Origin of the sequence: Dyadobacter bucti (assembly GCF_005869225.1) — a bacterium.
GTDB lineage: Bacteria > Bacteroidota > Bacteroidia > Cytophagales > Spirosomataceae > Dyadobacter > Dyadobacter bucti.
In genome coordinates this window covers 337,358-363,632 of sequence record NZ_SWFP01000009.1, presented here as the reverse complement: position 1 = coordinate 363,632, position 26,275 = coordinate 337,358, and the positions used below count along the sequence as shown (strand labels likewise).

At 44.1% G+C, this 26,275-nt stretch carries 25 protein-coding genes; 14 read left to right on the top strand and 11 right to left on the bottom strand.

Features of this window, described 5'->3' with window-relative positions; genetic code table 11:
- Window positions 1–120: 120 nt before the first annotated feature.
- Entirely contained in the window at window positions 121–324 is a 204-nt protein-coding gene (locus FBF61_RS27375) for a hypothetical protein (protein ID WP_138483411.1), read from the bottom strand.
- A gap of 106 nt (window positions 325–430) precedes the next feature.
- Here FBF61_RS27375 and FBF61_RS27370 point away from each other — a divergent pair, with 106 nt between their 5' ends.
- On the top strand, window positions 431–784 hold the full coding sequence (locus tag FBF61_RS27370; protein WP_138483409.1) for a helix-turn-helix domain-containing protein: 354 nt from the start codon (window positions 431–433) through the stop codon (window positions 782–784).
- Window positions 785–865: 81 nt separating this feature from the next.
- On the top strand, window positions 866–1,273 hold the full coding sequence (locus FBF61_RS27365) for a hypothetical protein (protein WP_138483408.1): 408 nt from the start codon (window positions 866–868) through the stop codon (window positions 1,271–1,273).
- A gap of 25 nt (window positions 1,274–1,298) precedes the next feature.
- On the opposite strand, the gene FBF61_RS27360 is transcribed toward FBF61_RS27365, so the two are convergent.
- The 3 genes from FBF61_RS27360 to FBF61_RS27350 all read right to left on the bottom strand — a co-directional run bounded on the left by FBF61_RS27360 (window position 1,299) and on the right by FBF61_RS27350 (window position 3,367).
- On the bottom strand, window positions 1,299–1,886 hold the full coding sequence (locus FBF61_RS27360) for a hypothetical protein (protein ID WP_138483406.1): 588 nt from the start codon (window positions 1,884–1,886) through the stop codon (window positions 1,299–1,301).
- Between the two features lie 100 nt (window positions 1,887–1,986).
- The gene (locus FBF61_RS27355) at window positions 1,987–2,190 is read right to left on the bottom strand and encodes a hypothetical protein (RefSeq protein WP_138483404.1); all 204 of its coding nucleotides are present in this window, start codon (window positions 2,188–2,190) and stop codon (window positions 1,987–1,989) included.
- Between the two features lie 73 nt (window positions 2,191–2,263).
- Window positions 2,264–3,367 carry an MBL fold metallo-hydrolase gene (locus FBF61_RS27350; RefSeq protein ID WP_138483402.1) on the bottom strand — a complete coding sequence of 368 codons (1,104 nt, stop codon included), beginning with the start codon at window positions 3,365–3,367 and terminating at the stop codon, window positions 2,264–2,266.
- 164 nt (window positions 3,368–3,531) lie between these two features.
- Between FBF61_RS27350 and FBF61_RS27345 the strand changes: the two genes are divergently transcribed.
- The 3 genes from FBF61_RS27345 (at window position 3,532) to FBF61_RS27335 (ending at window position 9,255) form a co-directional block, all read left to right on the top strand.
- The gene (locus tag FBF61_RS27345) at window positions 3,532–5,409 is read left to right on the top strand and encodes a CocE/NonD family hydrolase (protein WP_138483400.1); all 1,878 of its coding nucleotides are present in this window, start codon (window positions 3,532–3,534) and stop codon (window positions 5,407–5,409) included.
- Between the two features lie 71 nt (window positions 5,410–5,480).
- Window positions 5,481–6,257: a ThuA domain-containing protein gene (locus FBF61_RS27340; protein ID WP_138483398.1), complete on the top strand. Its 777-nt coding sequence runs from the start codon at window positions 5,481–5,483 to the stop codon at window positions 6,255–6,257.
- Window positions 6,258–6,267: 10 nt separating this feature from the next.
- Complete coding sequence (locus FBF61_RS27335) at window positions 6,268–9,255, top strand: glycosyl hydrolase family 28-related protein (protein WP_138483395.1); 2,988 nt, start codon at window positions 6,268–6,270, stop codon at window positions 9,253–9,255.
- Window positions 9,256–9,269: 14 nt separating this feature from the next.
- Here the strand turns inward: FBF61_RS27335 and aroQ are convergent, their stop codons facing one another.
- Window positions 9,270–9,686, bottom strand: a complete 417-nt coding sequence (gene aroQ / locus FBF61_RS27330) for a type II 3-dehydroquinate dehydratase (RefSeq protein WP_138483393.1) — start codon at window positions 9,684–9,686, stop codon at window positions 9,270–9,272.
- Window positions 9,687–9,727: 41 nt separating this feature from the next.
- Between aroQ and xerD the strand changes: the two genes are divergently transcribed.
- Window positions 9,728–10,624 (top strand): site-specific tyrosine recombinase XerD, encoded by an 897-nt coding sequence (xerD, locus tag FBF61_RS27325; RefSeq protein ID WP_138483391.1) that lies wholly within the window; start codon window positions 9,728–9,730, stop codon window positions 10,622–10,624.
- 229 nt (window positions 10,625–10,853) lie between these two features.
- Here xerD and FBF61_RS27320 read toward each other — a convergent pair whose 3' ends face one another.
- Both FBF61_RS27320 and FBF61_RS27315 read right to left on the bottom strand, forming a co-directional pair.
- Entirely contained in the window at window positions 10,854–11,057 is a 204-nt protein-coding gene (locus tag FBF61_RS27320) for a hypothetical protein (protein ID WP_138483389.1), read from the bottom strand.
- 2 nt (window positions 11,058–11,059) lie between these two features.
- The gene (locus FBF61_RS27315; RefSeq protein WP_138483387.1) at window positions 11,060–11,566 is read right to left on the bottom strand and encodes a SixA phosphatase family protein; all 507 of its coding nucleotides are present in this window, start codon (window positions 11,564–11,566) and stop codon (window positions 11,060–11,062) included.
- 196 nt (window positions 11,567–11,762) lie between these two features.
- Between FBF61_RS27315 and sppA the strand changes: the two genes are divergently transcribed.
- Window positions 11,763–13,529 carry a signal peptide peptidase SppA gene (sppA, locus tag FBF61_RS27310; protein ID WP_138483385.1) on the top strand — a complete coding sequence of 589 codons (1,767 nt, stop codon included), beginning with the start codon at window positions 11,763–11,765 and terminating at the stop codon, window positions 13,527–13,529.
- Window positions 13,530–13,585: 56 nt separating this feature from the next.
- On the opposite strand, the gene FBF61_RS27305 is transcribed toward sppA, so the two are convergent.
- A complete protein-coding gene (locus FBF61_RS27305; RefSeq protein ID WP_138483383.1) occupies window positions 13,586–14,506 on the bottom strand; it encodes a YihY/virulence factor BrkB family protein in 921 nt (306 codons plus the stop codon).
- Between the two features lie 223 nt (window positions 14,507–14,729).
- Between FBF61_RS27305 and FBF61_RS27300 the strand changes: the two genes are divergently transcribed.
- Genes FBF61_RS27300 through FBF61_RS27285 form a run of 4 tightly spaced genes read left to right on the top strand, consistent with a single transcriptional unit; the run spans window position 14,730 to window position 17,360 of the window.
- Window positions 14,730–15,212 carry a hypothetical protein gene (locus tag FBF61_RS27300; protein ID WP_138483381.1) on the top strand — a complete coding sequence of 161 codons (483 nt, stop codon included), beginning with the start codon at window positions 14,730–14,732 and terminating at the stop codon, window positions 15,210–15,212.
- A 24-nt stretch (window positions 15,213–15,236) separates the two neighbouring features.
- A complete protein-coding gene (locus FBF61_RS27295) occupies window positions 15,237–15,890 on the top strand; it encodes a hypothetical protein (protein WP_138483379.1) in 654 nt (217 codons plus the stop codon).
- A complete protein-coding gene (locus tag FBF61_RS27290) occupies window positions 15,880–16,695 on the top strand; it encodes a sensor histidine kinase (RefSeq protein ID WP_138483377.1) in 816 nt (271 codons plus the stop codon). Before FBF61_RS27295 ends, FBF61_RS27290 begins: the two co-directional genes overlap by 11 nt.
- Window positions 16,696–16,712: 17 nt before the next feature.
- Window positions 16,713–17,360, top strand: coding sequence for a response regulator (locus FBF61_RS27285; RefSeq protein WP_138483375.1), 648 nt, complete (start codon window positions 16,713–16,715; stop codon window positions 17,358–17,360).
- A gap of 1 nt (window position 17,361) precedes the next feature.
- Here FBF61_RS27285 and FBF61_RS27280 read toward each other — a convergent pair whose 3' ends face one another.
- The 3 genes from FBF61_RS27280 to metH all read right to left on the bottom strand — a co-directional run bounded on the left by FBF61_RS27280 (window position 17,362) and on the right by metH (window position 23,262).
- Window positions 17,362–18,600, bottom strand: a complete 1,239-nt coding sequence (locus FBF61_RS27280) for a NupC/NupG family nucleoside CNT transporter (RefSeq protein WP_138483373.1) — start codon at window positions 18,598–18,600, stop codon at window positions 17,362–17,364.
- A gap of 58 nt (window positions 18,601–18,658) precedes the next feature.
- Complete coding sequence (locus FBF61_RS27275; RefSeq protein ID WP_138483371.1) at window positions 18,659–19,234, bottom strand: nuclear transport factor 2 family protein; 576 nt, start codon at window positions 19,232–19,234, stop codon at window positions 18,659–18,661.
- 203 nt (window positions 19,235–19,437) lie between these two features.
- On the bottom strand, window positions 19,438–23,262 hold the full coding sequence (metH, locus tag FBF61_RS27270; protein ID WP_138483369.1) for a methionine synthase: 3,825 nt from the start codon (window positions 23,260–23,262) through the stop codon (window positions 19,438–19,440).
- Window positions 23,263–23,449: 187 nt separating this feature from the next.
- Between metH and FBF61_RS27265 the strand changes: the two genes are divergently transcribed.
- The 3 genes from FBF61_RS27265 to FBF61_RS27255 all read left to right on the top strand — a co-directional run bounded on the left by FBF61_RS27265 (window position 23,450) and on the right by FBF61_RS27255 (window position 26,261).
- The gene (locus FBF61_RS27265) at window positions 23,450–23,926 is read left to right on the top strand and encodes an Lrp/AsnC family transcriptional regulator (RefSeq protein ID WP_138483367.1); all 477 of its coding nucleotides are present in this window, start codon (window positions 23,450–23,452) and stop codon (window positions 23,924–23,926) included.
- 285 nt (window positions 23,927–24,211) lie between these two features.
- A complete protein-coding gene (locus tag FBF61_RS27260; RefSeq protein WP_138483365.1) occupies window positions 24,212–24,826 on the top strand; it encodes an RNA polymerase sigma factor in 615 nt (204 codons plus the stop codon).
- Window positions 24,816–26,261, top strand: coding sequence for a hypothetical protein (locus FBF61_RS27255; RefSeq protein ID WP_229215247.1), 1,446 nt, complete (start codon window positions 24,816–24,818; stop codon window positions 26,259–26,261). Before FBF61_RS27260 ends, FBF61_RS27255 begins: the two co-directional genes overlap by 11 nt.
- The last annotated feature ends 14 nt before the right edge of the window (window positions 26,262–26,275 follow it).

Sequence of the window (26,275 nt, the reverse complement as noted above, 5' to 3'; positions counted from 1 at the left end):
AACATTCTCGTTACTTCCTGCTTAAACTCAGCATCATAACTCTTTCGGGTTTTGCTCTCTTTCTGAACTCCCATTTTGCATCATGTTGTGCAAAAATGTGTGCCGCTTTCGGGAGCCACCTCAAACATCTCCGCGGCGCGGATCGGAGCAGGCTTGCCCCACAGACCGCATATATGCTTCGCCGGTCCGGGTATCGAAAAAAGGATCGGATTTCGCCAAAGCGTCTTTCCATTTCGGGCCGACGATCGCTTTGGCACGGGTAAAGCGGGCTAAAAGCCGCTGTTTTATTGGGATTCCGGCCTGAGGTGGTGTACTTGTTTCCATTTGCATAATGTGTAATTTGCGTTTAACAGTTTGTGTTTAGCAAAGATACGTTCAATTTGGAATGATTACAAGCCATATTGACTAAATATTTATTCCATTAGGCTTAATGTTTGATATTCGGAGGGTAAAAACAATAAGGGAGTATTTACAACTTAGTGAAAATCAATTTGCTAAGAAGATTGGTGTTGCCCAAACAACCTATAACAGAATAGAAAAAGGAAACGCCAGCCTGACAGCAGAAGCCGCAAGTGAAATTGTGAAAATTTTCGAAGTCGATCCTAACTGGCTGCTTTTAGGAACTGGTGGCGATGAGCCAATCTTTTCCAAGCAGATAGATCAATCCAATACTATCACAATCACCAAAGATGAATACATTGATTTGCAGCGAAAAGCACTGTCGGGTAACGAGGATAGATTGGCTGCTTTGGAGAAGAAGATTGATGAGTTGAAAGGGAAATAGCCTGAAATTTTTTTATAGAAAATTGCCAAAAGGTCGCAAATTTGCGACCTTTACTTTTGCTCACACACAATGAGAAACAATATGAAACTGACAATCATAATTGAAAAAAGCGATGACGAATTATGGGGACGTATCGAGAATATCCCCGATTATCTGCCGGTAACCAACGGCAAAACCGTTGAAGAAATAGAGCATAATTTGAAAGATCTTCTGGATGACTATATCCTACATGAGGGGCAGGCTAATGAGGAATGGAAAAGCCTAAAAATCAATAATATAACCTTCGAACATGCCTACTATCTTAGCGCGTTTTTCGAGACATTTGAAGATGTAAAAGTGGGAGCAATTGCGAAGAGAGCCGGCATAAATGCGTCTTTGGTAAGGCATTATGTAGCAGGAACGAAATTCCCCTCGGCCAGCCAATCTAAAAAGCTGGAAAATGCAATCCATGAGCTTGGCGAGAAATTGAAAGAAGTAGTGCTGGTATAAATCTTAACTTGCCAGTACATCACCTTCAAAAATCAGGATCAAACAGCTCCGTCAACAAATCCGGGTTCCGAACGCAGAGGTGTATATGGTCGTGTTCGCGGAATGCGCTGCCAGGATAAAGCTCGAATCCCTCTTGGAAGGCAGCGCGGACAATTGCATAATTTTGGGAGTTACTCCCATTGGCCGCATTGTCGAGTGCAAATTCGATTACTGCTCTGTCCAAATAACGCAAAGGTCTGTCATCAGGATTGCCGATAAATCTGGGGTGCGGTTTATTCATTGGCAGTGGAATTCCTGAAATTCTGCTGATCGCCGATAAGTCAGAATGCGTATTCATCAGCACTCGCCTGGAATATGAGTTTGATATGTCAAAACAATTTGAGAGGTTAATCTTGGCTCCAATTACAGCAGCGTCCGCACCGAATCTGTCCCGCGCCCAATCACCAGCTCTTATTTCATCATTCTCCCAAAAATATACCCCAGCGCCAAGCCAATCGTAAGGCTTCTGGCTGATATTGAATTTCTTGTTTCCAGATAACAAGTCGATTTTGATGTCTTTGCGACAGCCGTGAAAACCGAAAACTGTAGTGTTTCGATAGTAAAAATTGTTCATGGTAATGTGTGATGAATGACCACGAAGCCGCCAAAAGCGGTCGCACCATTCAATAATTTAATTTGGAGGGATTAAAATCTAAAATAAAAAGCACTAAACGTTACTCCGATTTGTCGGCGACTGATTCGAGCGTGGGCTCCATTGCAGGCCCGCCAAATCTTTCAGCAAGCGTGCCGTCAGGGTTCAGAAAGCCAATTTCTTTGAGGTGATCTATCGCCGCCTGTTTCGGATTTTCCGACTCCATGATAGCTTTTTGCCTCGCTGCAATCACAGCTCTTACATTATCCAATGTTTCCTGATCCATAATGTGTATAGTTAAATTGAAAAATGAAAATTGTCAATAGTTACCCAAATTTGACAATTTTCATTCGCTTTTCCTACTCGGGTTGCAGCTGCTTATTTCTCCACCATTGTTCAAAAACCTGTTCGCCTTTCAGGTCTACTTTCTGGCCGATGAGCGGGGTTACGAGTGGCATATTCTGTTTCTGGGCTTCAATGGTGGCTCTTTGAATGGGTTCGTTCCAGTCGTGCAATGCGAGTGAGAATTTGGACCAGTGGACCGGCATTAATTTCGTGGCTTTGAGGTCATGGGCGGCGGTAACGGTCTCCTCCGGCATCATGTGAATGTATTTCCAGGCTTCGTTATACTGACCACATTCCAGGATCGCGAGGTCAAACGGCCCAAACTTCTCCCCTATTTTTTTGAAATGATTGTCGTAACCGGAATCCCCACCGATGAAGATTTTCATAGTTGGCGTTTTCAAAACAAATGAAACCCACAATGCCTTGTTCCGGCTGAATGTGCGCCCTGCGAAATGCCGGCCGGGAGTAACATTTATTGTGAAACCATTTCCAAAATCCACTTCCTCATTCCAGTCTTTTTCGCTGACTTTGGACATATCAAATCCCCAATGTTCCAGGTGGGCTCCGGTGCCCAGGCCGGTAACAACCCGCCCGACTTTTGATTTGAGTTTCAAAACAGTCTCATAATCAAGATGGTCCCAGTGATCGTGCGAAATCAAAAGATAGTCGATAGCCGGGAAATCATCGACGGAATAAACATCAGTACCCTTGAAACTTGGCGTGGTAAATTTGATCGGGGATGCGCTGCCACTGAAAACCGGATCGACGAGAAAAGTCTTGCCGTCAATCTGCATGAAGTAGGATGAATGCCCAAACCATACCAAAACATCTTCATCCGGGTTTAAATGCAAAAGGTCGGTTTTTCGCGAAGGGATCACGGCGCCGGGAATGTTGTATTGGCTTTTTCCAAAAAAAAACTCCGTGAGCACTTTCAGATAGCTTGAACCTTCGGCTAAGTCCGGCGTAAAACTTTCATTCTGAAACTGCCCGTCGCGGTAATTGGGAGACTTTTTTATTCTTTCAAGTCTTTCGCCGGAAGGTAATTTCCCGAATTGCGGTTGTTGCAGGAATACATAAATAGCCACCGCCAGGGCCGCCATCACTATGAAAAATATCATAAATATCTTTTTAAGTTTTTGTTTCATCTCCTAGATTGAGTAATCAGTCGGTAAATATATATGCAAATTTTTACATTCAAAACTATATGTTTGGCCACGCGTGATCCACGTGGTTTCTTCTGTATTTTTGCCTTATACAAAAATCAAAAAAAGCAGGCGCGACCATGAAGAAAAATATTACGGTTTGTCTTTTTCTAATTATCATAACCACGCTTTGCGGCAAGTCGCAAAATACCGCTGCGGATACTAGCTGGGTCAAAAACAACTATCAGAAATTAGAAACATATATTGTGATGCGTGACGGCGTCCGGCTGTTCACGTCCATTTACACACCGAAAGATACTTCACAAACCTACCCGATTTTGATGCAGCGGACGCCCTATTCCGTGCGTCCCTATGGTAGTGCTGCATATCGCCAGCGGCTGGGCCCGAATGCTTTGCTAATGCGCGAGAAATACATTTTTGTTTACCAGGATGCACGTGGCCGCTATAAAAGTGAAGGTAAGTTCCGGGAAATGACACCAGCGATCGCCGATAAAAAAAGCAAACAGGATGTAGACGAGTCGAGCGACACTTACGACACCATTGAATGGTTGCTGAAAAACACGAAAAACAATGGAAAGGTCGGCCAGTCTGGGATTTCGTTTCCGGGATTTTACTCCACCGCTTCCCTGCCGAATGCACATCCCGCCCTGGTAGCGGTTTCGCCACAGGCTCCTATGTCGGATGAGTTTATCGGCGATGATTGTTATCACAACGGGGCGTTTTTCCTGATGGATAATTTTGGTTTTTACAGCGGGTTCGACGGGCCAAAAAGTGAAAATGGAGAAAGTTACAAGCCTTTTTTCAATGCGAGTTACAACGATGCATACCAATATTTCCTGGATTTCGGTCCGCTGAAAAAAGCGAACACAGAGGCCTATTTTTCCGATCCCAACAGTATCTGGCGGCAGACTGTGGCACATCCTGTTTATGATGAATTCTGGCAGTCGCGGAACATAAAAAATCATTTGAAAAACATCAAACCCGCCGTTCTGATCGTAGGCGGATGGTTTGACGCGGAGGATTTATACGGTGCCTTGAAAACTTATTCGGCAATTGAAAAGCAGTCGCCCGGCAACAATTCCAGGTTGGTAATGGGGCCGTGGACGCATGGCGGCTGGGCGTCGCCGTCGTGGACATCGTTCGCCAATTATCAGTTTGGTGCGGATGTCAACAAGTATTTTCAGGAAGAGATCGAGACCAGATTTTTCAATTTTTACCTAAAAGGAAAAGGTATCTTCTCCCTCCCGGAGGTGACCGTTTTTGAAACCGGTTCCAACCAATGGAAAAACTATGACATCTGGCCTCCTAAAAACAGCCAGCCCACTGCCTATTACCTGGACGCAAACAGTAAACTTTCAATTGCTAAACCTACCAGTGCAAAAAGCGCGACTACATACGAAAGCGATCCTGCGCGGCCGGTTCCATATACCAATGTGATCCGCGGAAGCAGAAACAATGAATATATGGCCGAAGATCAGCGGTTTGCGTCGCGGCGCCCGGATGTGCTTACTTTTCAGACTGATTCTTTGCCGGAGGATTTGACGTTAACAGGCGAAATTGTCGCTAACCTGATGGTTTCGATGACAGGATCCGATGCCGATTTCATTGTTAAGGTAATAGATGTGTGGCCTGCCAATTCGGTTTTGCCGGCAGTTCAGGAAGGGCAGCGGCCGGTTCAAATGGGCGGTTACCAGCAAATGGTAAGAGCGGAGGTTTTGCGCGGAAAATTCCGGAACAGTTTCAGCAAACCGGAGCCTTTTGTAAAAGATAAAATTGAAAAAGTGACTGTAAAACTCAATGAAACTGCCCACACTTTCAAAAAAGGGCACCGGATTATGGTTCAGGTCCAAAGCAGCTGGTTTCCGCTGGTTGACAGAAATCCTCAGAAATTCATGAATATTTTTGAGGCGGACGAGGTGGATTTCCAAAAGTCAAAAATTACGATTTACCATGATGCAAAAAATAGCAGCCATATACTTTTACCGGTCCTAAAATAACCTGTTTTAGTTTTTATGGCCAAGTAAGATTTTCGATTTACATACTTTATTTTGTAACCGACATTGCATTTATGAATACTTCACTTTCAAAAAAGTTCTTCTGGATTACCTTTCTTTTTTCTGTATTTCAAATCCATGCTTTTGCCCAAATCAAATCACCAAAATTCAAAGTTCTGGCGTTGAATGAAGCTAGCGGGCACCATGTTGAATATTCGAAAACGGCCAGAGTCTGGCTTAACGAGCTTGCAAAAGACAATAATTTTACGATCGATTATCTTACCAAAACGGATCCGATCAATGATGAATATTTATCTCAATATCAATTGATTATCCAACTGGATTACGTTCCTTATGCCTGGACTCCCGTGGCAGTTGCGGCTTTTGAAAATTATATCAATGAAGGAAAAGGCGGCTGGATCGGGTTTCACCATGCTACTTTGCTCGGGGAATTTGACGGATATAAGATCTGGCCTTGGTTTTCCGATTTCATGGGCGGTATCAGGTACAAAAACTACATCGCGGATTTCGCCGCTGCTACCGTGAATGTTGAGGACAAAAAGCACCCTGTGATGAAAGGGGTCCCGGCTTCGTTTTTGGTCAAAAAAGAAGAATGGTACATCTACGACAAAAGCCCGCGGCCCAATGTGAACGTCATCGCCAGCGTGGATGAAAATACGTATTCCCCAGATTCCAAAATCAAAATGGGCGACCATCCGGTAATCTGGTCCAACAAAAAGTACAAGGCAAAAAACATCTACATTTTCATGGGCCACTCCCCTGTTTTGTTCGAAAGCGATGTGTACAAAACGATTTTCAAAAACGCTATTTTCTGGGCTGTCAAGAAATAATCAAACCTTCATGTCAAATAAAATTTTCTCTCTCTTACTGATTTTAGTTGCCCAGCAATCCATTTTTGGCCAGAACAAAAAGGCAGCTTCAGCATATCCGCAAAGCAAATCATTTTACCAGTTACGTCTTGAAGATGAGGATGCTGCGTATTTCACTCCCGAGAAATTTAAAATTAGAAATGATGGCAAATCGGACGTCTCCGACGAATTGCAAAGGGCCATTGATGAGGTAAAAATTAAGTTCAATTTTGGTATCGTTTTCATTCCAGAAGGCACTTACCGGATCAGCAAAACGATATACATCCCGACAGCCGTGCGGGTGATAGGTTACGGAAAAAAACGCCCGGTTTTTGTTTTGGCCGACAATTCTCCCGGGTTCCAGGAGCAATATCCGCAAGACAAAGGCAATGCCAAATACATGTTCTGGTTTACGTCGGGCATCCCGAAACCCGGCGCGCCGATTCCTGACGCCGGCGCCAGTACTTTTTACAGCGCCATGTCCAATGTCGATCTGAAAATAGGAAACGGCAATCCTTCGGCTGTGGCGTTGAGAACACATTTTGCGCAGCACAGCTTTATTTCACATGTTGATATCCACACCGGAAACGGAAAAGCCGGGATGTTTGATGTCGGAAATGAAATGGAAGATGTACGCTTTTTTGGAGGGGAATACGGGATTTATACTTTCAAACCTTCCCCGGGATGGCAGTTTATGATGGTCGATACCTATTTCGAAGGCCAGCGAAAAGCGGCGATCAAATCCCAGGAAGCCGGTTTGACTATTGTCAGGATGTCCGTCAAAAATGTCCCGACCGTGATCGAGACCAATCCGGGCTTTTATGAAAAACTGTTTATGGAAGACAGCCGCTTCGAAAATATCAGCGGCCCCGCGCTTACGATCAGCAATGAAAACAATGCATACACGCAATTCAGCCTGAAAAATATTGATTGCAATAAAGTGCCCGTTTTCGCAGGTTTTCCGGCCAGCGGGAAAACGATTCCGGGAGCCGGGGCCATTTATAAAGTGAAACAATTTTTTCATGGGTTGCAGATGGCAGACTTAACTGCAAAGCCTGTTCACAACACAATCCATGAAATGGAAATGTTGAAATCATTTCCGGAACCCGCAAAAAAAGACATTCCAGAATTTCCCGAAATCAAATCGTGGGCGAACCTGAAAACCTTCGGCGCGAAAGGCGACGGCGTTACGGATGATACCAAGGCGATTCAGGCGGCGATCGATAAATATGATGTAGTGTACGTTCCACAAGGTTGGTACCGGGTTACCGAAACCATCAAAATGAAGCCAAAATCGGCCTTAATAGGCTTGAATCCGATTTCCACGCAATTTATTATCGAAGACAATACGGAAGCTTTCGGCAGCTTTGGCCCGCCCAAAGCAGTGGTAGAATCGTCTGTCGGCGGATCAAATATTTTGACAGGAATTGGTATTTCAACGGGCGCGAGCAATTCCCGCGCCGTGGGGTGCAAATGGATGGCGGGCGCTAATTCTTATTTGAACGATGTGAAATTTGTCGGCGGCCACGGTACTATCAACCGCAAAAAGGTCGGCACAGCTGGAAATGATTCTCATGGCCAGTCAGAGTCGCTTTGGGATACACAATACTGGAGTTTATGGATCACAAATGGTGGCGGCGGGACTTTCAAAAATATCTGGTCGGCCAATACTTATGCGACTTCCGGAACCTACGTTTCGAATACTTCGACGCCGGGAAGGATCTATGCGATGTCGATTGAGCACCATGTCCGCAATGAAGTACGGTTTAAAAATGTGTCCAACTGGAAAGTGTATGCGCTGCAACTGGAAGAAGAAAGTAAGGAAAGCTCAGAATGTCAGCCTTTTGAACTGGAAGATTGCAGTAATATGGTTTTTGCAAATCTGTATATGTTCCGAGTTATCCGGGTCAAAACACCCTATCCTTATTCGGTACGTTCGTGGAATAACAAACAGATTGAATTTCTGAATGTCCACAATTACAGCCAGACCAAATATCCTTCTACGATTCCACTGCTAGATGTGAATTCCGGTGCGGAAGTACGGCCCTGGGAGTTCAACAGGCTTTTGATCAATGACATAAAAACATCTGCTGCAACTGATATTGCGGTTGGAAAAGTAACGCAGCTTGCCAAAGGATTTGAGTTTGCCGACGGGATTTGCAGGGACAGTAAAGGGAATATTTATTTCAGTGAGTCGCGGCAGCGGCGGATTTACAAGTGGTCGGAGAGTAAGAATACATTGAGTTTGATCGCTGATTTCCCCTGGGAGCCGCTTTCGCTGGGATGTGATTCCAAGGATAATTTACTGGTGGTTTTTAAATATGTACCCAAGCCCGGCTATGTTGTCAATGGACAACCCGAGACATTTCCGAACCCGCCCGACGCAGCCGGTACTTCTTTCAGTGGCTGGGGAAATAGTGGTTTTGGCACCTTGGTTTACGCTATGAACCCGGATCAGCCAGAGGAAACCATGCATTTGCTGGAAAAAGCACCGCTCGAAAAAGTCGCTAAAATCCATAAAACGCTCAATCCTTCGAACAGAAGAAGGGATTCGGGTGATTTCAATAACGTTAGTACCAATAATTTTAAAGAATGCTGGATCGCACCCGACGGCGTGACGATTATCCCGGTCGTTTATGATCTGGCGAGATCCAATTCTTTGATTGAAGGCTTTCCTGGAAAGCCGTTATACGGTGCGGACGAATATTTGAAACGAACTGTGAAATTCAATGTCGGGCCAAAAGGATATTTAACTGACCCTCAGATTTTTACTGAAAAAGGAGAATTCAGTTCGACGGTGGATGATGAGGGAAATGTATATATTGCAGACGGTCAAATTTACATTTATGATAAAACTGGCAAACAGATTGGCGAAATCGAAGTGCCGGAACGTCCGTCTACCATTGTAATCGGCGGCGAAAATAACCGGACATTATTCATAACCACCCGCAACAGTTTATATGCCACAGGAATCAAGTAGCGGATAGTTGATTTTCAAATAAAAAATCGGACTGCGAGTTCATACCCTTTTAAACCCAAACCACAGATCATTCCTTTGCAGCGGGAAGTAAGATAACTGTGGTGACGGAAAGATTCGCGGGCATGAATATTGGAGATATGGACTTCCACTGCGGGAGTTGTAACTGCAGAGAGGGCATCAGCCAGCGCTATGGATGTGTGCGTGTAGCCCCCGGCGTTGATCACTATACCGTCGAAGGAAAAGCCGGTTTCGTGTATTTTATCGATCAGCGCTCCCTCGTGATTGGATTGAAAATAATGAAGTTCTGTGTCCGGGAATGCACTTTTAAGCGTCTGAAAATAGTCCTCGAATGACTGATTTCCATACACACCAGGTTCACGTTTGCCCAAAAGGTTAAGATTAGGACCGTTAAGAATCAATATTTTTTTCATTGGATAAGGATTGACTGATTCACTTACTTCATTAACAAACTATGTGGCAAAGCTACATCAAACAATTTAAAAATTATCTCCGGCTGGAACGCTCGTTATCGGGTAATTCGGTAGACGCGTATGTCCGGGATGTGGAAAAACTGGCGGAGTATATCGAACTTGCAAAAATAGAGGTATCTCCGAATAAAGTCAGCGAGGAGCATTTGACAGGATTTCTGAGGTATGTTTCCGAACTGGGCCTGGCTGCGCATTCTCAGGCGCGTATGTTATCTGGTATCAAGGCATTTTACAAATATATGCTGCTCGAAAACGAAATTACTGAGGACCCAACGGAACTGCTGGAGTCTCCGCGACTCCCCAGAAAATTGCCCGACGTACTTTCCCTGGCCGAAATTGAATCCATGCTTGCGGCAATAGATCATTCTACGCCGGAAGGAACACGTAACCGGGCCATTATTGAGGTTTTGTATAGTTCCGGGCTGCGGGTTTCGGAGCTTACGGGCCTGTTGCTGACACATTGTTATTTTGATATCGGCTTTCTCAGGATTTTGGGAAAAGGGGATAAAGTAAGGCTGGTACCGATCGGGAAGGAGGCTATCAAATACATTCAAATATATCTGGATCACGTCAGAAACGACATTCATTCCAAAAAAGACAGTGAGGATATTGTTTTTCTGAATCGAAGGGGCGGCCAGCTTTCCCGTGTGATGGTTTTTCTGATCATTAAAGAAACAGCTGAAAAAGCCGGAATCCAGAAAAACGTAAGCCCGCACACCTTCAGGCATTCTTTTGCCACACATTTAATCGAAGGCGGGGCAAGTCTCCGGGCAGTGCAGGAGATGCTCGGTCACGAATCCATCACTACCACCGAAATTTACACCCATCTGGACCGGGACTATCTGCGGCAGGTGATCACGGAGTTTCATCCTAGGGGATAGAAGTAGGATGTCATTAGGTGGTCATTTATTGTCATGAAGTAGTCAGGTGTGGTCATTTGTTGTCATGAAGTGGTCATTGGTAGTCATTTATTGTTATGAAGCAGGTAATGTGTGGTCATTCCTAAAATTATCCATAAATGACAATACATGACTAAAAATGACAATTAATGACTAAGTGACTATAAGTGACTAAAAATGACCACACCTGACATCATGACTACATATGACTTCACTTCACTTCTTCAAGGAGAGAGTCCAGCAGTAGCGAATCGGAATCCGGAGTGGCGCCGGGCATGGCGCGGTTTAATTGTTTGGGTTTGTTCCAGGGAGCCGTAGTTCGGCTCGACATATCATAGGAAATGTACGCGAACAGGGCCACAAAAAGAATGAACACAATAATGAATATCCTGCGGTTTCGGTTTGGTCTATCCATTTTTAATCAGAATCCCGGGTTTGCTTGGGCGTTTTATAGGTAATTAAATTGCCCGTCCTGGCAGAAATTTCCTCCCATTTTTGATCCTCAAAATCAATAATTACAACCGATCCTTTTTTCATGGAACCGATATTGGCGCCTGAGAGGTACTCGGCAAAATAGGTAATATCCGGATTGTGCCCAAAAAGAATGAGTCTCGAAAATGTTTCGGGGGTTTCCGTTACGGCACTTAGATATGCTTTGGGACCACCATCATAAACATTGGCGCGGGAGATAATGGACGATTTACTGAATCCAAGCTCATCAGCAATGATCTCAGCCGTTTTATACGCCCTCGAAGCCGGGCTGGAAACGAAAATATCCGGGCTTACTTTGGATTCCGCAAGCCATTTCCCCATCGAAGCCGCTTCCGACAGACCTTTGTTATTGAGATCCCTGTCAAAGTCTTTTACCCTGAAACTCTGGTCCTCGGCAGTCGCGTGGCGAACTAAAATGAGTGTCTTCTTCATTCCTTGATTTTTTTTCAAAAGTACAGAATCCGCTGCTGTAAATATTATAGCGCATCCTGAAAAAAACGGTATAAAAATTTACCACTTAATACACTGAAACAACCTTTTGACATTAATTATCCCTAACTGCGAGACAATTAATCCTTAATTTTGTTCCTTACATACCAAAGAAATAAAATCCAATACTCGGAATATCATGTTACAATTCTTTAAATATGTCCTGGCTACGTTCGTCGGCATTATCATTTTCATTTTTCTATCATTTTTTATCCTGGCAGGCATCGGTACTGCACTTTCTTCTGAGGATGAGGTTGTGATCAACGACAAGTCGGTGCTGAAACTTGACCTTAACAATCCGATCCAGGAGGTAGGCGTGGAAAATCCGTTTGCTGATCTTGGCGGGCCATTCAGCGGGAATGACAATGTGGTGGGCCTGAAAGACATTCTGGAAGCGTTAAAAAATGCGCAGGCAGACGTTAATATCAAAGGTATTTATCTCAAAACAGAAGGCCCTCAGGCCGGATGGGCGACGCTGGAAGAAATCAGGAACCAGCTAACTGAATTTAAAAAATCTAAGAAATTCATTGTAACATACGGGGAATCATATTCCGAAAAAGGATATTACATCGCATCGGTTGCAGACAAAATTTACCTGAATCCCGCCGGTGGCATTGAATGGAACGGCCTCTCCGCAGAATACAGTTTCTTTAAGGGAACGTTTGACAAGCTAGAGGTGAAACCGTTGGTATTCCGTGTAGGCGAATTTAAAAGTGCCATCGAAATGTTCTCAAGACAGGATATGAGCGAGGCCAGCAAAAAACAATCTTCGGAACTGATCGGCGCGATCAATAATAATTTTCTCAAAAACATTTCCGCTTCCCGGAACATCCCGGTGGAAGAACTTAAGAATCTGGCTGACTCTCTTTTAATCGATAACCCTAAGTCGGCACTTGAACACAAATTCGTGACTAATCTGGGCTATTGGGATGAATTTGAAGGTGTTCTGAAAAAAGAGTTGAAAGTTGAAGAGAAAAAAGATATCTCGTTTGTAGGTGTTGATAAATACCTGAAATCGGGCAGTAAAATAAAGGAAGGCGATTTCAATACCCGGATCGGTGTGCTTGTAGCCGAGGGCGAGATCACCAGCGGCGACGGAAGCGATGAATCTATCGGGTCTGAAAAATTTGTAAAAGAATTGAAATCGATCCGTGACAATGATAAGATAAAGGCTGTTGTGATCCGCATCAATTCGCCTGGCGGAAGTGCCCTGGCCTCGGACGTAATGTGGAGAGAAATACAAATCACAGCGAAAAAGAAACCTGTTATTGCCTCCATGTCTGATGTTGCGGCTTCTGGCGGTTACTATATGGCCATGGGCTGTGACACGATCGTGGCACAGCCGAATACGATTACCGGCTCTATCGGGATTTTCGGTCTGATTTTCAATGTTACGGATTTCATGAACAACAAACTGGGCGTCACATTCGATGGCGTAGGAACCAGCCCCCACGCCGACTGGCCGACCGCAACCCGTGAAATGACGGAATTCGAAAAATCCATGATCCAGAAAAGCGTGAATGAAGGATATGATACTTTCACGAAAAAAGCTGCGGCTGGCAGGAAAATGTCGGTTGAGAAATTAAGAAGTCTGGCACAAGGCCGGGTCTGGTCAGGTATTGAAGCCAAAGAAAATGGTTTGGTGGATGTACTCGGAGGCGTTGATGACGCGATCAAAATTGCAGCCAAAGCAGCGAAACTGAAAGAGGGAGATTATCGTGTAAGATACTATCCCGAAAAGAAAAAGCCGCTTGACGAACTTCTTGCAAAAGTGATGGGCGATAGCGAGGAAAAAGCTACTGCGAAGACCTTAGGCGAGCTTGCACCCTATGTCAAAATGTATAAAAAACTAATGAACATGGGCGGTATGCAAACCAGAATGCCTTTTGAAATGGTGATCCGGTAACACTACTGAAATTCCAGCAAAAAACCACCGGGCAATCCCGGTGGTTTTTTTGTTTCTTATACAATGACTTTTCCCGTCGATTCGTCGATTTCTTTTCTCACTACCATTACTGCATGTTTATTAGGTGCGATACTGACCCCGTCGAGGCCGGCATATACTTTCGTGAATTCCGCACCAAAATAGAGAATAATGGAGGAATAATAGATCCAGGTAAGTAAAATGACAATCGATGCTGATGCACCGTACGTTGCACCCAGATCTGATTTACCAAGATAAAAACTGATCACAAACTTTCCGATGAGAAATAAAATTGCAGTAAAAGCGGCTCCCACAATGCACTCCTTCCATCGTAGATCCCCGTCGGGAAGTATTTTGAATATAACTGTAAACAATGCTGTAATAATCGTCAGTACCATCGCAAGGTTGACCACATAAAACAATATCACCGAGCCTTCAGAAAAATAACGTTCTAACCGGTTACTGAGCACATCCACAAACGCGCTTGCCCCCAACGAAACTACCAACAGGAAGCCCAGCGCCAGGATAAGAGAAAAAGAAATCAGCCGGTTTTTCAGGTATTGAAGCCAGCCTTTCTTAGGTTTTGACTTGATAGACCATATATAATTGATGGAATCCTGCATTTCTGCAAACACTCCGGTAGCACCGATCAACAAAGTAACAATGCCGATTCCTGCTGCCAGCCCCGATTTATTTGACAATTCAGCATTTTTGAGTATTTCCTGTAATTGTAGTGCAGCGTTGGTTCCCACCAATCCCCTGATCTGTCCAAACAATTCCCCCTGAATCGCATCGCGACCAAAAAAGATGCTGAAGACCGAGATAATTACCAGCAACATGGGAGCAAGGGAAAAAATAGTGTAATAGGAGAGCGCTGCGCTCAGTTTAAGCCCGTTATCATTCAGAAACTCATTAAAACTCTGCTTAAGAATAGAAAAGTATTTTTTGATGGTTTTCATAGTATATCTCAATGGTTTACCCGTGCACGATCGCCCAACCACCTCGGGAAAAATATTCATGCCAAACTCAGCAAAATGTAAAGCGTAATAGCACTATACTTCCTACCGTATTTTCCCCGGTTCGATTTGTTGCTTATCACGTTGAAAAAAGCAATTAAAGCATTAATATTTGTTGCTTTATATCCCTTTCACAATATATCACCCTAATCAAATTCTTAATTTTATGTCACTATTTAACATTTATCTTGAAAACGATCTCGTCGGAAAAGAAGCCAAAGCCCGTAAATCAGATACCATTGAAGGCTGGTCAAAAGAGCCACTCGTCGAAGCTGAGAAAGCAACTTCGACGGACGACCTGAGATCAATGATTAAAAATTTCAAAAACGACTTTGTTGTTGCCGAAAAAAAAGACGATTTTCAGTCTGCAATTGTAATTTCCAAACAAGTATTGGATAAACTCTCCCAAATTGATGATTTTCACGGGATCAGAATTTATCTTTGCGACAACAAAGACCGCACACCTGAGAACAAGCAGCCGAGTAACCTGTTTTTGATCATGCCTGTCAACAGCATGCTGGAAGACATCACCGGAGACAGCAAAGATGCTACGGGACAAACGGCCAAGTCGTTTTTCAGCCTGAGTGGAACCGGCTGCCCACCGCGAGAACCGTCTTATTGCAAGGGCAGGGCGACATTGCTAGACTAATAATACTTTCAACCCAAAAATAAAATGGAAATTATTGACTGGATAGTTCTCTGCACTATTCTGGTTAATACGATGGCCGGTGTTTCGGTTTGGAAGAAGAGTACTAAAGGGCTGACGTTAATAATCATTTATTTTGTGCTGCAGTCTGTCCTTGAAATATGGAGCGATTATCTGCTTCTTCACAAAACCAACAATCAATTTCTATATCACTTTTTCATACCGGTCCTTTTCCTTATCCTGAGCTATGTTTTTTATCTGAATATCAAGGATATCAAAACAGGCAAGTGGCTCCTCGGGCTAAGTATAGCAATGATGCTGATCTGTTGGTGTTTTTCTTTTACCATCCAATCGATCAAAGACATTAACTCTTATGCTCACCTGGCCACCAGGCTTGTACTTTGTAGTTGGGTTGTATTGTATTTCAGGCAGCTTCTATACATAGATGAATACGAGCCGCTTATCCCAAACTACATGTTTTGGGTAAGCGTTTCGGTTCTGATCCATGTTGCTAATTATTGTTTTTACGGCGTGGTCAACGTGATGCTGAAATTTGATGGAGAACTGGCCTCTGCGTGGTATTCCAAAGCATTGATCATTGATCTGATTTTTTACTTCACCCTCGCTTTGCCGTTCTACCAGATACTCTACACAAATAATAAATATTTTAATGCAAAATGATGTTGCTCAACTGGCTGCAACCATTATAGTCGGCTCCTCAGTCGTACTGATTTTGTGTGCTTTCCTTATTGCTTTTCTGTTTTTTTATCAAAAGAAAAAATATGCCCATCTTCAGGAACAGGCCAAGTTCGCTGAGGAAATACTAAAATCTCAGGTCGAAGTACAAAACTCGACTTTGCAGCAAATCGGGCAGGAGCTTCACGACAATATAGGTCAGCTGCTTTCCGTGGCTAAGATTAACCTCAACATTTTGGAGGAAACCGAGCAAAGGGAAGAAAATGGCCATTATATCAGGCAGGCCAATGAGATTATAGGTCAGTCCATTAATGATCTGCGTTCGTTGACAAAAAGCCTTGACGGTAATATTGTGCAGCAATTTGGTCTTCAGGAAAGTATTTCCCACGAATTGCAGCGTATCCGGAAAACAAGAAAGTTCCAGACCGAAATAACGGTTACGGGCGACGCTTACTCTATCGGATATGACCGTGAAATTATTCTTTTTCGGATTACGCAGGAAATTCTTAATAATTCGATCAAACATTCCGGCGCAAAGAATATACACGTAAGAATGATTTACGCATCAGACAAATTTTCCATTTATTTGCATGATGACGGAAAGGGATTTGACCCGGAGGCTGTATTAAAAAGAAAGCTTGCCGACTCCGGTTCTGGCGTACGCAACATTCAACGCAGAACAGAAATGATAGGCGGAGCTTGCCGGATAGAAACCGCTCCGGGCAAAGGCACAAAAATAGAAATCGAATTACCTAATCAGATTATAGCAGCAGATTCGTCTCAAGCATAACATACAAACCATTTTGCATGAAAACCACTATTGCCATTGTTGATGATCACGAATTAATGGCCAAGGCACTTTCAGGACTGGTGCAGAAGTTTGAAGAATATGATGTCCTTTATGAAGTACCCGGTGGAAATGAGCTCATTTACATGATCAAAATGAAAATGGTCCCTGATATCGTGCTGCTGGATATCAATATGCCCGAAATGGACGGCTATGACACTGCGCTCTGGCTAAAAAACAATTATCCCGAGGTAAAAGTACTGGCATTGTCAATGAATGATAAGGAAGAATCCATCGTACGGATGCTTCGGAATGGGGCGCGGGGATATCTGCTGAAAGGATGTAAGCCGCACGAGCTCAAACAGGCCCTGGATTCCCTGGTACAGAAAGGCTATTATTATACAGAATACATAACTAACCAGCTAATTAAGAGTCTAAACCCGGATACATTTAAGAACCCCGTGGACATGCTGGGGCTTAATGAAAGGGAAACCAATTTTATCAGGCTGTCGTGCAGCGACCTTACTTATGCTGAAATAGCAGATAAAATGTGCGTCAGCCCGAGAACCGTGGACGGATACAGGGAATCCGTATTTCAAAAAATGAACGTAAAGAGCCGTGTAGGGATGGTCCTGGTAGCGATTCGCCTGAAAATATTTGAGATATAGATTACAAAAGCAGCCCTGCGAGTGTTGCCGACATATAAGAGGCCAGCGTACCGCATATCAAGGCCTTGAAACCCAGCCTTGCCAGGTCGGCACGGCGCATCGGGGCCAACTCTCCTATTCCACCCACCTGGATTGCTATCGAACTGAAATTGGCAAATCCGCATAAAGCGAAACTGGTAATAACGATTGTTTTGTGATCAAGCGTATCTTTTAACTTGATCATATCCAGGTATGCTACAAATTCATTGATCACCATTTTGGTCCCCATCAGCGAACCGGCAGCCTCAATATCTTTTCCCGGAACGCCCATCGCCCAGGCAAAAATGGAAAACACCTTACCTAATAGGAAGTTAAAACTCAATTGTGGAAAAGAAAACAGTCCTCCAATATAGCCTAGCAAGTAATCGAGCAGGGCAACCAATGCTATAAAACCAATCAGCATGGCGATAACATTAAAACCTACCTTCAATCCTTCACCCGCACCAGCAGCAATTGCATCCAGTAAATTTGCGTGTGTCTTCTGAATTTCTAGTTTTACAGCTCCTTTAGTGTTCGACTCCTCTGTTTCCGGATAAACTATTTTTGAAATGACCAGAGCTCCCGGTGCAGCCATAAGGCTTGCCGCAATGAGGTATGGTGCCGGAACTCCCAGCGATATGTAAACCGCCATTACGCCGCCCGCAATACAAGCAAAACTACCTGTCATAGAGGCCATTAGCTCGGAATTAGTCATATTTTTAAGATAAGGCTTGATCATGATCTGCGCCTCAACCTGCCCAACGAAAGTGCTCGCTACATTAGAAAGGGCTTCTGCACCGCTAACGCCCATTAACCAATAGACGCCCCGTGCAATGACCGATACCACTCGCTGCATGATACCCAGATGGTAGAGTATATTTACAAGTACAGCAACGAAAATAATGGTAGGAACTACTTTAAAGAAGAATACAAAATCATTACCCGGGCCAAATGCACGCTGCATCAAATCGGGACGCACCAGCGTACCAAAGACAAAATCGGCACCCCTGTCTGAAAAAGAAAGTAACTTCTGGACTTTCTCTCCCAACCATTGGAAGATTTTTTGTCCTGTATCTGTTCGAAGAATGAAAACAGCCAGGCCGAACTGAAGAGCCAAACCGACTCCCACTGTCCGGTAATTGATTGCTTTTCTGTTGTTTGACATCGCGAACGCGATACCAAGAATCAATATAATACCAAGCAATCCCGTAAATCTCTCCATCTGTTATATATGGTCACTTTTTTCAAAGGTGCAAAATAACAAACAAAGCAATGGTAAGTTAGAAATTGAAGGAAATATCGGGTTTTAACTGCTTCCCCGGGAAATTCGGTTGTGCCAGGGGCTTCACCGTTTTGATGTTGCTGGCCTGCCTGTGAGCTATTTTCCACGAGCCCGCTTCTTTACAGAGAATTAATGTTACCTGCAAATCGATTGTCTTGCCGCTGGGAAGTAAATAATGTTCTGTTTGCAGCAAGTAAGCCGTTTCTGCATTTACCTGACTCGAAATTCTTTCAGAACTGTAAATATTCCCGGCCGGCATTTGCTGGCTGGAAAGATCCAAAACTGTGTTCACAGAATCCCAGCCCTTTACGCCGCTGTCAGTGAAAAGCGTGACGTCGCTTTTACGGGACCAGAGTGATTTAATAAGTGCTGGATTACCTTTTGAAAATGCTTCATTTGCCTGATGCATATTCACTACAAATGCATCAAATGAGGCTTCGTTGGCTGTTTTTTGAGCGATATCGGCCTGCTCGGCAGGCAAAGGTTCACTCATCGTTTCTCTTGACTTGGTCCTGTATTTAAACGAGGACGCAAGCAAGATCAACAAAATGAATACATAAATATTTCTTTTCATGGCTAATAGATGGTAATAACTCCATTTTGGATATCACAATACAAATATTTCACGCAAACACGGAATAAAATAGCGTATAAATACCTGTTTAACATGTGTATTTCAACCCAATTTATCCCCGGTTTTAGTAAAATACCGATATTTTTATGCATAAAAAAAGAGAACGGGAAAACCCGCTCTCCAATTGTGCCCGATTTGTTAAATTAATATCCTAAAACAGGCGAAAGCCATTTTTCGATTTCTTCCAGCGGCATGTCTTTTCTTCTGGCATAGTCCTCCACCTGATCTTTGAATATCTTTCCTACCGGGAAATACCGGCTGTCCGGATGGGAAAAGTACCAGCCGCTCACACTACTTGCAGGGTACATGGCGTAGCTTTCAGTAAGTGTGATGCCAAGGTTCTCGGCCCCTAGCAGATCAAACAGCATGCGTTTCTCCGTATGATCGGGGCAGGCCGGATAACCAGGGGCCGGACGGATACCGGTATACGATTCTTTGATCAGCTCCTCATTTGTAAACTGCTCATCTTTCGAATGCCCCCATAGCTCCTTGCGGACTCTTTCATGCATCAGTTCTGTTAAGGCCTCAACCAGCCGGTCAGCCAGCGCCTTTACCATGATACTATTGTAATCGTCATGGTCTCTTTCGTATTTTTCGAGAAGCGCTTCAATTCCAATTCCCGCAGTGACGGCAAATCCGCCGATGTAGTCGGTATGCCCGGTTTCAAGCGGGGCTACAAAATCTGACAGACAGTAATTCGGGAGATTGGCTGCTTTCTGGCTTTGCTGGCGCAAGTGATGCAGTACAGCCGCAGTATCCGCAATCAGCTCACCGGCGTTCAGGTTATCCTGCCCGTGCTGACTGATTTTGTACTCAATATGCTGGTGCGATCCATGTCTTTCGCATGAGACATCCCTGGTGGTTTCTTCAAAGTGATGCAACACAATATCATCCTGGATGGAATTGGCAGGCCAGAATCCGATCACTGCTTTTGCTTTAAGGCTTTTATCCCGGATAATTTCTCCTAATAAAACAGACGCATCCTCATAAAGCTTCATCGCTTCCGCGCCAACTACTTTATCATCGAATATTTTGGGGTACTTCCCGTGAAGCTGCCACGTCTGGAAAAAAGGTGTCCAGTCGATGTATTTGACAATATCATTTAATTCATAGTCATCATAAATCCGGGTTCCCAAAAACTGAGGCTTCACCGCTTTGAAATCAGTCCAGTCAATTTTTGCCTTGTTTTCCCTCGCTTTGGCTATGGATACATGCGCTTTTTCGCTACCTCTTTTTGCATGGTCTTCCCGTAGTTTGGCATATTCCGCTTTTATATCCGACAACACTTCGGCCTGGCTCAATTCACTTTGGATCAACTTTCCGGCAACCGGTACAGATCGCGAGGCATCCAGCACGTGAATAACGGCGCCCGAATAATTAGGGTCAATTTTTACCGCTGTATGAATACGTGAAGTAGTAGCGCCACCAATCAAAAGCGGCATCTTAAACTGCCTGCGCTCCATTTCCTTGGCAACACCGACCATCTCATCCAGCGATGGCGTGATCAGTCCGGATAACCCTATAATGTCAACATTGTGCTCTTCTGCTGCCGCCAGGATCCTGTCGGTAGAAACCATCACGCCCAGATCAATAATTTCATAGTTGTTACAGCCCAAAACCACGCCGACAATGTTTTTACCTATATCGTGCACGTCGCCTTTAACGGTAGCCAGTAATATCTTCCCGGCTGAATTGGAACCCTCACTTTTTTCTGCCTCTATGTATGGTTGCAGGTAAGCCACCGCTTTTTTCATAACCCGGGCAGATTTCACGACCTGCGGCAGGAACATTTTACCCTCTCCAAACAAATCACCGACAATACTCATCCCGTCCATCAGCGGTCCTTCAATCACTTCCAGTGGCTTTTTGAACAAATGCCTGCATTCTTCGGTATCTTCATCAATATAATCTGAAATACCCTTCACCAGAGAGTGCGATATGCGTTCTTTCACCGGAAGCTGCCGCCAGGTCAAATCCGGACCAGACTGGGTTTTCCCTTTGTCTTTTACCGTTTCGGCATAAGTTACCAGGCGTTCCGTAGAATCCGGGCGACGGTTTAGCAACACATCCTCGACCAATTCCAGTACATCTTTCGGGATTTCATCATAAATACCAATTTGGGATGCATTTACAATTCCCATATCCATTCCTGCTTTGATAGCATGGTACAGAAAAGCAGTATGTATCGCCTCACGGACCGGTTCATTGCCCCTGAAACTGAAAGAAACATTGGAGACGCCACCCGAAACTTTTGCATGAGGTAAATTCTCTTTGATCCAGCGCACTGCATTGATAAAATCAACCGCATAGTTATTATGCTCCTCCATCCCAGTTGCAACTGTAAGGATATTCGGGTCAAAAATGATATCCTCGGGCGGAAAACCAACTTCCTCTACCAAAATCCGGTAAGCTCTTGAGCATATTTCAATTCTACGTTCCAGATTATCGGCCTGCCCCTGCTCGTCAAACGCCATTACAACGGCGGCCGCGCCGTAGCGCAAAACCGTTCTGGCCGATTCTTTAAATTTTTCTTCTCCTTCTTTCAGAGAAATCGAGTTAACGATTGATTTTCCCTGTACACATTTTAATCCTGATTCGATCACCTCCCACTTTGAAGAGTCGATCATCAGCGGAACCTTTGAAATATCGGGTTCAGAAACAATGAGATTGATGAATGTTTTCATGGCTTCTACTCCATCGATCATACCCTCATCCAGGTTCACGTCGATCACCTGTGCACCACTTTCTACCTGTTCCCTGGCAATACTTAATGCCTCATCGTACCTGCTCTCGCGGATCAGTCTCGCAAATTTCTTGGACCCGGTTACATTACAACGTTCACCGATATTCACGAAATTGGACAAGGAATTAATTTTCACCGGCTCCAGACCTGACAGCTTCATCACCGTTTCTGCAACTGGTAAAGGTCTCGGTCTGTGTTTCTGAGCAAGGTCAGCGATCACCCGGATATGGTCCGGCGTCGTTCCGCAGCAACCGCCGATAATGTTGATGAGATTGTCCTTCAAAAACCCATCGATCACCTCGCCCATCTGCTCAGGCGATTCATCATATTCTCCCATTTCGTTGGGCAGGCCGGCATTCGGGTGCGCCGAGGTATAAAATGGTGCCTCGTTGGCCAGGATCTGCACATAGGGACGCATCAGATCCGCACCTAATGCACAGTTCAACCCCACGGAAAGCAGTGGCAAATGCGATATAGAAGTAAGAAAAGCCTCGGTTGTCTGGCCGGACAACGTCCTGCCGGAAGCATCCGTAATAGTACCTGAAATCATGACTGGCAAAGATGAACCCGCAGCCACTTTCCAGGTGGGCAGCACCTCTACTTTGCCATTTCCTGCATCCGCAAAAAACTTATCTATTGCAAAAAGCGCTGCTTTTGCATTAAGTGTATCAAAAATCGTTTCTACCAGCAGAACGTCGCACCCACCATCGGTAAGGCCTTTGATCTGCTCATAATAAGCGTCCACCAGCTGATCGAAACTGATCGCCCTGAAACCAGGGTTGTTCACATCAGGTGAAAGAGAAGCCGTACGGTTGGTCGGCCCCATAGACCCGGCCACAAAACGCGGCTTGTCCGGATTCTGGGCGGTAAATGCATCGGCAACTTCCCTAGCCAGACGGGCGGATTCAAAGTTCAGTTCGTAGACAAATTCTTCCATCCCATAATCTGCCATGGCGATGGTCGTACCTGAAAATGTATTGGTTTCCGCTATGTCCGCGCCAGCTTCAAAATAAGCCGCATGTATTTCCTTAATAATATCGGGGCGAGTCAGCGAAAGCAGATCGTTATTCCCTTTCACATCATGCGCCCAGTCCCTAAAACGCTCTCCCCGGTAGTCGTGATCTTCCAGTTTGTAACGCTGAATCATGGTACCCATAGCTCCGTCAAGTACCAGAATACGGTTCTTCAAAATTTCACGAATATCTGCGTTTTGCGTTGCTACCATTATTTTGTCTTTTGTATTTACCTGAATATTCCTTGTCACTGAGTTTAATCTAATCGCAAATTTAACCCAATAGATGTTTTGTTCAATAAATTCAAAAAATTCAGACTAATAGTCTGCTATTTTTATATAAACTAAATTATTTATCTATATTCGAAACAGTTAAAAAGTGAATAAAGATATTCTATCTATGTATAATCCAGACGAGACGGACGCAAAAATCCTTCATTTTCTTCAGGAAGATGCTACATTAAAAACACGGGAATTATCTGAAAAGTTAAATTTATCGTATACGCCTGTTTACGAACGGGTAAGGAGGCTGGAAAAAGAAGGTGTGATCAAGAAATATGTTGCGCTTGTAGATCGGGAAAAAGTAGGCAAAAAACTCATGGCATTTTGCAACATCGCACTCAAAGAGCATTCAAAAATAATGGGTGAGAAGTTTGTCAAAGCCGTAATAGCCATGCCGGAGGTGATGGAGTGCTTCAACATATCGGGTGACTACGACTTTTTACTGAAAGTAATTGTGGACGATATGTCTCAGTATCAGCAATTTTTGATGCAAAAACTGGGTTCTCTGGAAAATATCGGGAGTACGCATAGCCTTTTTGTGATGGGTGAGATCAAAAACTCTTCCGTATTGGAAATGACGGTGGGTAAAAAATAAATACGGCCCCGGAAAATCCAGCACCGTATTCCAACTCACCCCTAACAAAATTCTTTGATGTATGTATAGCCGCTGTAAAGCGATAATTTCTTGTGATTCCGGTAATAGTTACGCCTCTTGATCGCCTGCTGTTGCATAAGAATGCACATTTTTTGTTTTTTATTTCAGAAATCCTGCGGCAGAACACTTAACTGCGATAATTAATTTCACCTTTTTGCAACATACGCAGGTATGCCAGCGTATCACCAATAAGAATTCAATCCCTGACAACCCGATATACAAACTTTGCTATTTGGAAAAAAAATATCCTTTGATGCTAACGACTTTGACGCGGTCGTATCAGCCTGCATTGCTGGTAACAGCCAGGCGCAGAGGCATCTTTACAAGCAATTTTTCGGATACTCCAAAAGTATTTGTCTCAGATATACCTCTACTACCGAAGAAGCGGAAGAAGTTTTGAATGAAGGTTTTTTGAAAGTGTTTAATAATCTGGGAAAATACGACTCAACGCACCCGTTCAAAGCCTGGTTAAGGACAATCATGGTTAATACGGCTATTAGCTACTATCGCAAACATAAGAAACACAGCGAAGACGTAATTTCCCTGGAAGATGCGCCCTACCCGAAATTTGAAGAGGACGTCATCAGCCAGATTACCGCCGACGAAATTTTAGAATTGATACAACGGATTAAACCCGTCTACAAAAACGTATTTTTACTATATGTCGTGGATGGCTATAATCATCGAGAAATAGCAGATCTGCTCCAGATAAACGAAGCCACGGTGCGGTCACATTACGTTCGTGCCAGGGCGCGCTTGCAGCATCTGATCAAACAATATTACCCAAATCTCTTCCCAAGTGATTGGGCTGTAAAGACATTCAGAGGAAATGAAAACTAGTAAATTTGAAGAGACTATACGCCGGAAATTAGAAAGTATTGAACCAGACTTTCAGGAGGCTGACTGGGCCAAAATGCAGAGTTATATGCAAGCCCACACGCCCCCGACTTTCTGGCAACAGTACAGTTCCTGGATCGGATATGCCGCTGCGGCCTCGGTAACCACCGTTATGGCCTTCATGTATGTCAGCCAGGTAAAGCAAAACAATAACCTTGTTGCTGACGTAAAAAATCTTCGGCATAAAATCGAGGTCATTGAGAAAGCGCCTGCAACAATTATAAAAAGTGACACAGTTTATCTGGTAGAAAAAACATCCAGGTCAGGAAGGTCTTCCTATACAGCTTCTGCCAATTCTGGCCGGCATTCAGGAAATGTACCCGAGGCGACAGAAACTGAATTGACTGTGGATGCCGAACAGAAATATACTCCGGTTCAACCACTTAAAAACGTAACAACAGAAAGTAGAACGGCTGAAAGATATGTTGAAAACGAGGCTCCAAATGTTAATCCGGAGACTGGTTATGAGGATATTACAGTTGACTCGAAATCCGGAGTTGCCAATAGTTCGCCTCAAAAGATCATTAATACAGATTTCGAGCCGCTGGCGATTCAGAATTCTACCTCTGTAAATAATGGTGGCTCGCTCTCGCGAAAAATGAAGTATGAACTTGTGAATCGTATTTCCCCGACCCAGGTTCAAAAGACGTTATTGTTAAACACACCCGCTCAGCAAACTTTATTGGCAGCAAATACCACTCAGAGTAGCAAATCACCGGCCTCAGCAAAAAAAGCCGAGAAGACAACGCAGGCTGAAAATGTTATTCCTCGCCTGGATGTGAAAGTACCGTATCGATTCGGCGCTGGCATTCAGATAGAAGATAACGGGATTTCCAAAACTGTTCTGAGCGAAGTTCTCATTGCGAAGAAATTCTCGATATCCGCCGGCGTGAGCTGGCTGAAAGTGAAACCGATGGAGTTCTTTAATGAGAAGATTTTCCGCGACAAAAACAAAAAGGACTTTAAAAAAACGCATCCTGGCGAAGTGCCGACTATATTCGATGTATATAATATCAAGATAAATCCAACCTTAGTACAGATCCCCCTTACCGTTGCTTTTCGGAACACCCTGAAAGACGACTGGGCCTATTATGCAAGTGCTGGTACCAACATTACCGTTTCTGCCAAAGAAAAGATCTCTTTTAACTGCAAGGGTCCGAACCGAGAATACTTCAGTCAGGAATTTGAAAGGAAATCTGATCTTCCTGTTGTCAATTCCCTCAATTTTTCTGCCGGGGTGGAAAAAACCTGGTATCCGATTGTGTTTCAGGCAGAAGGTTATTTGTATACCTATTTCAAAGCACTGACCCCGCTTAACCAGCGCACAGGTCCCGGAGTAAAAGTAAAGCTCATGTATCAAATCGGTGGCAAGATGTAATTGTCGGCCGCCTA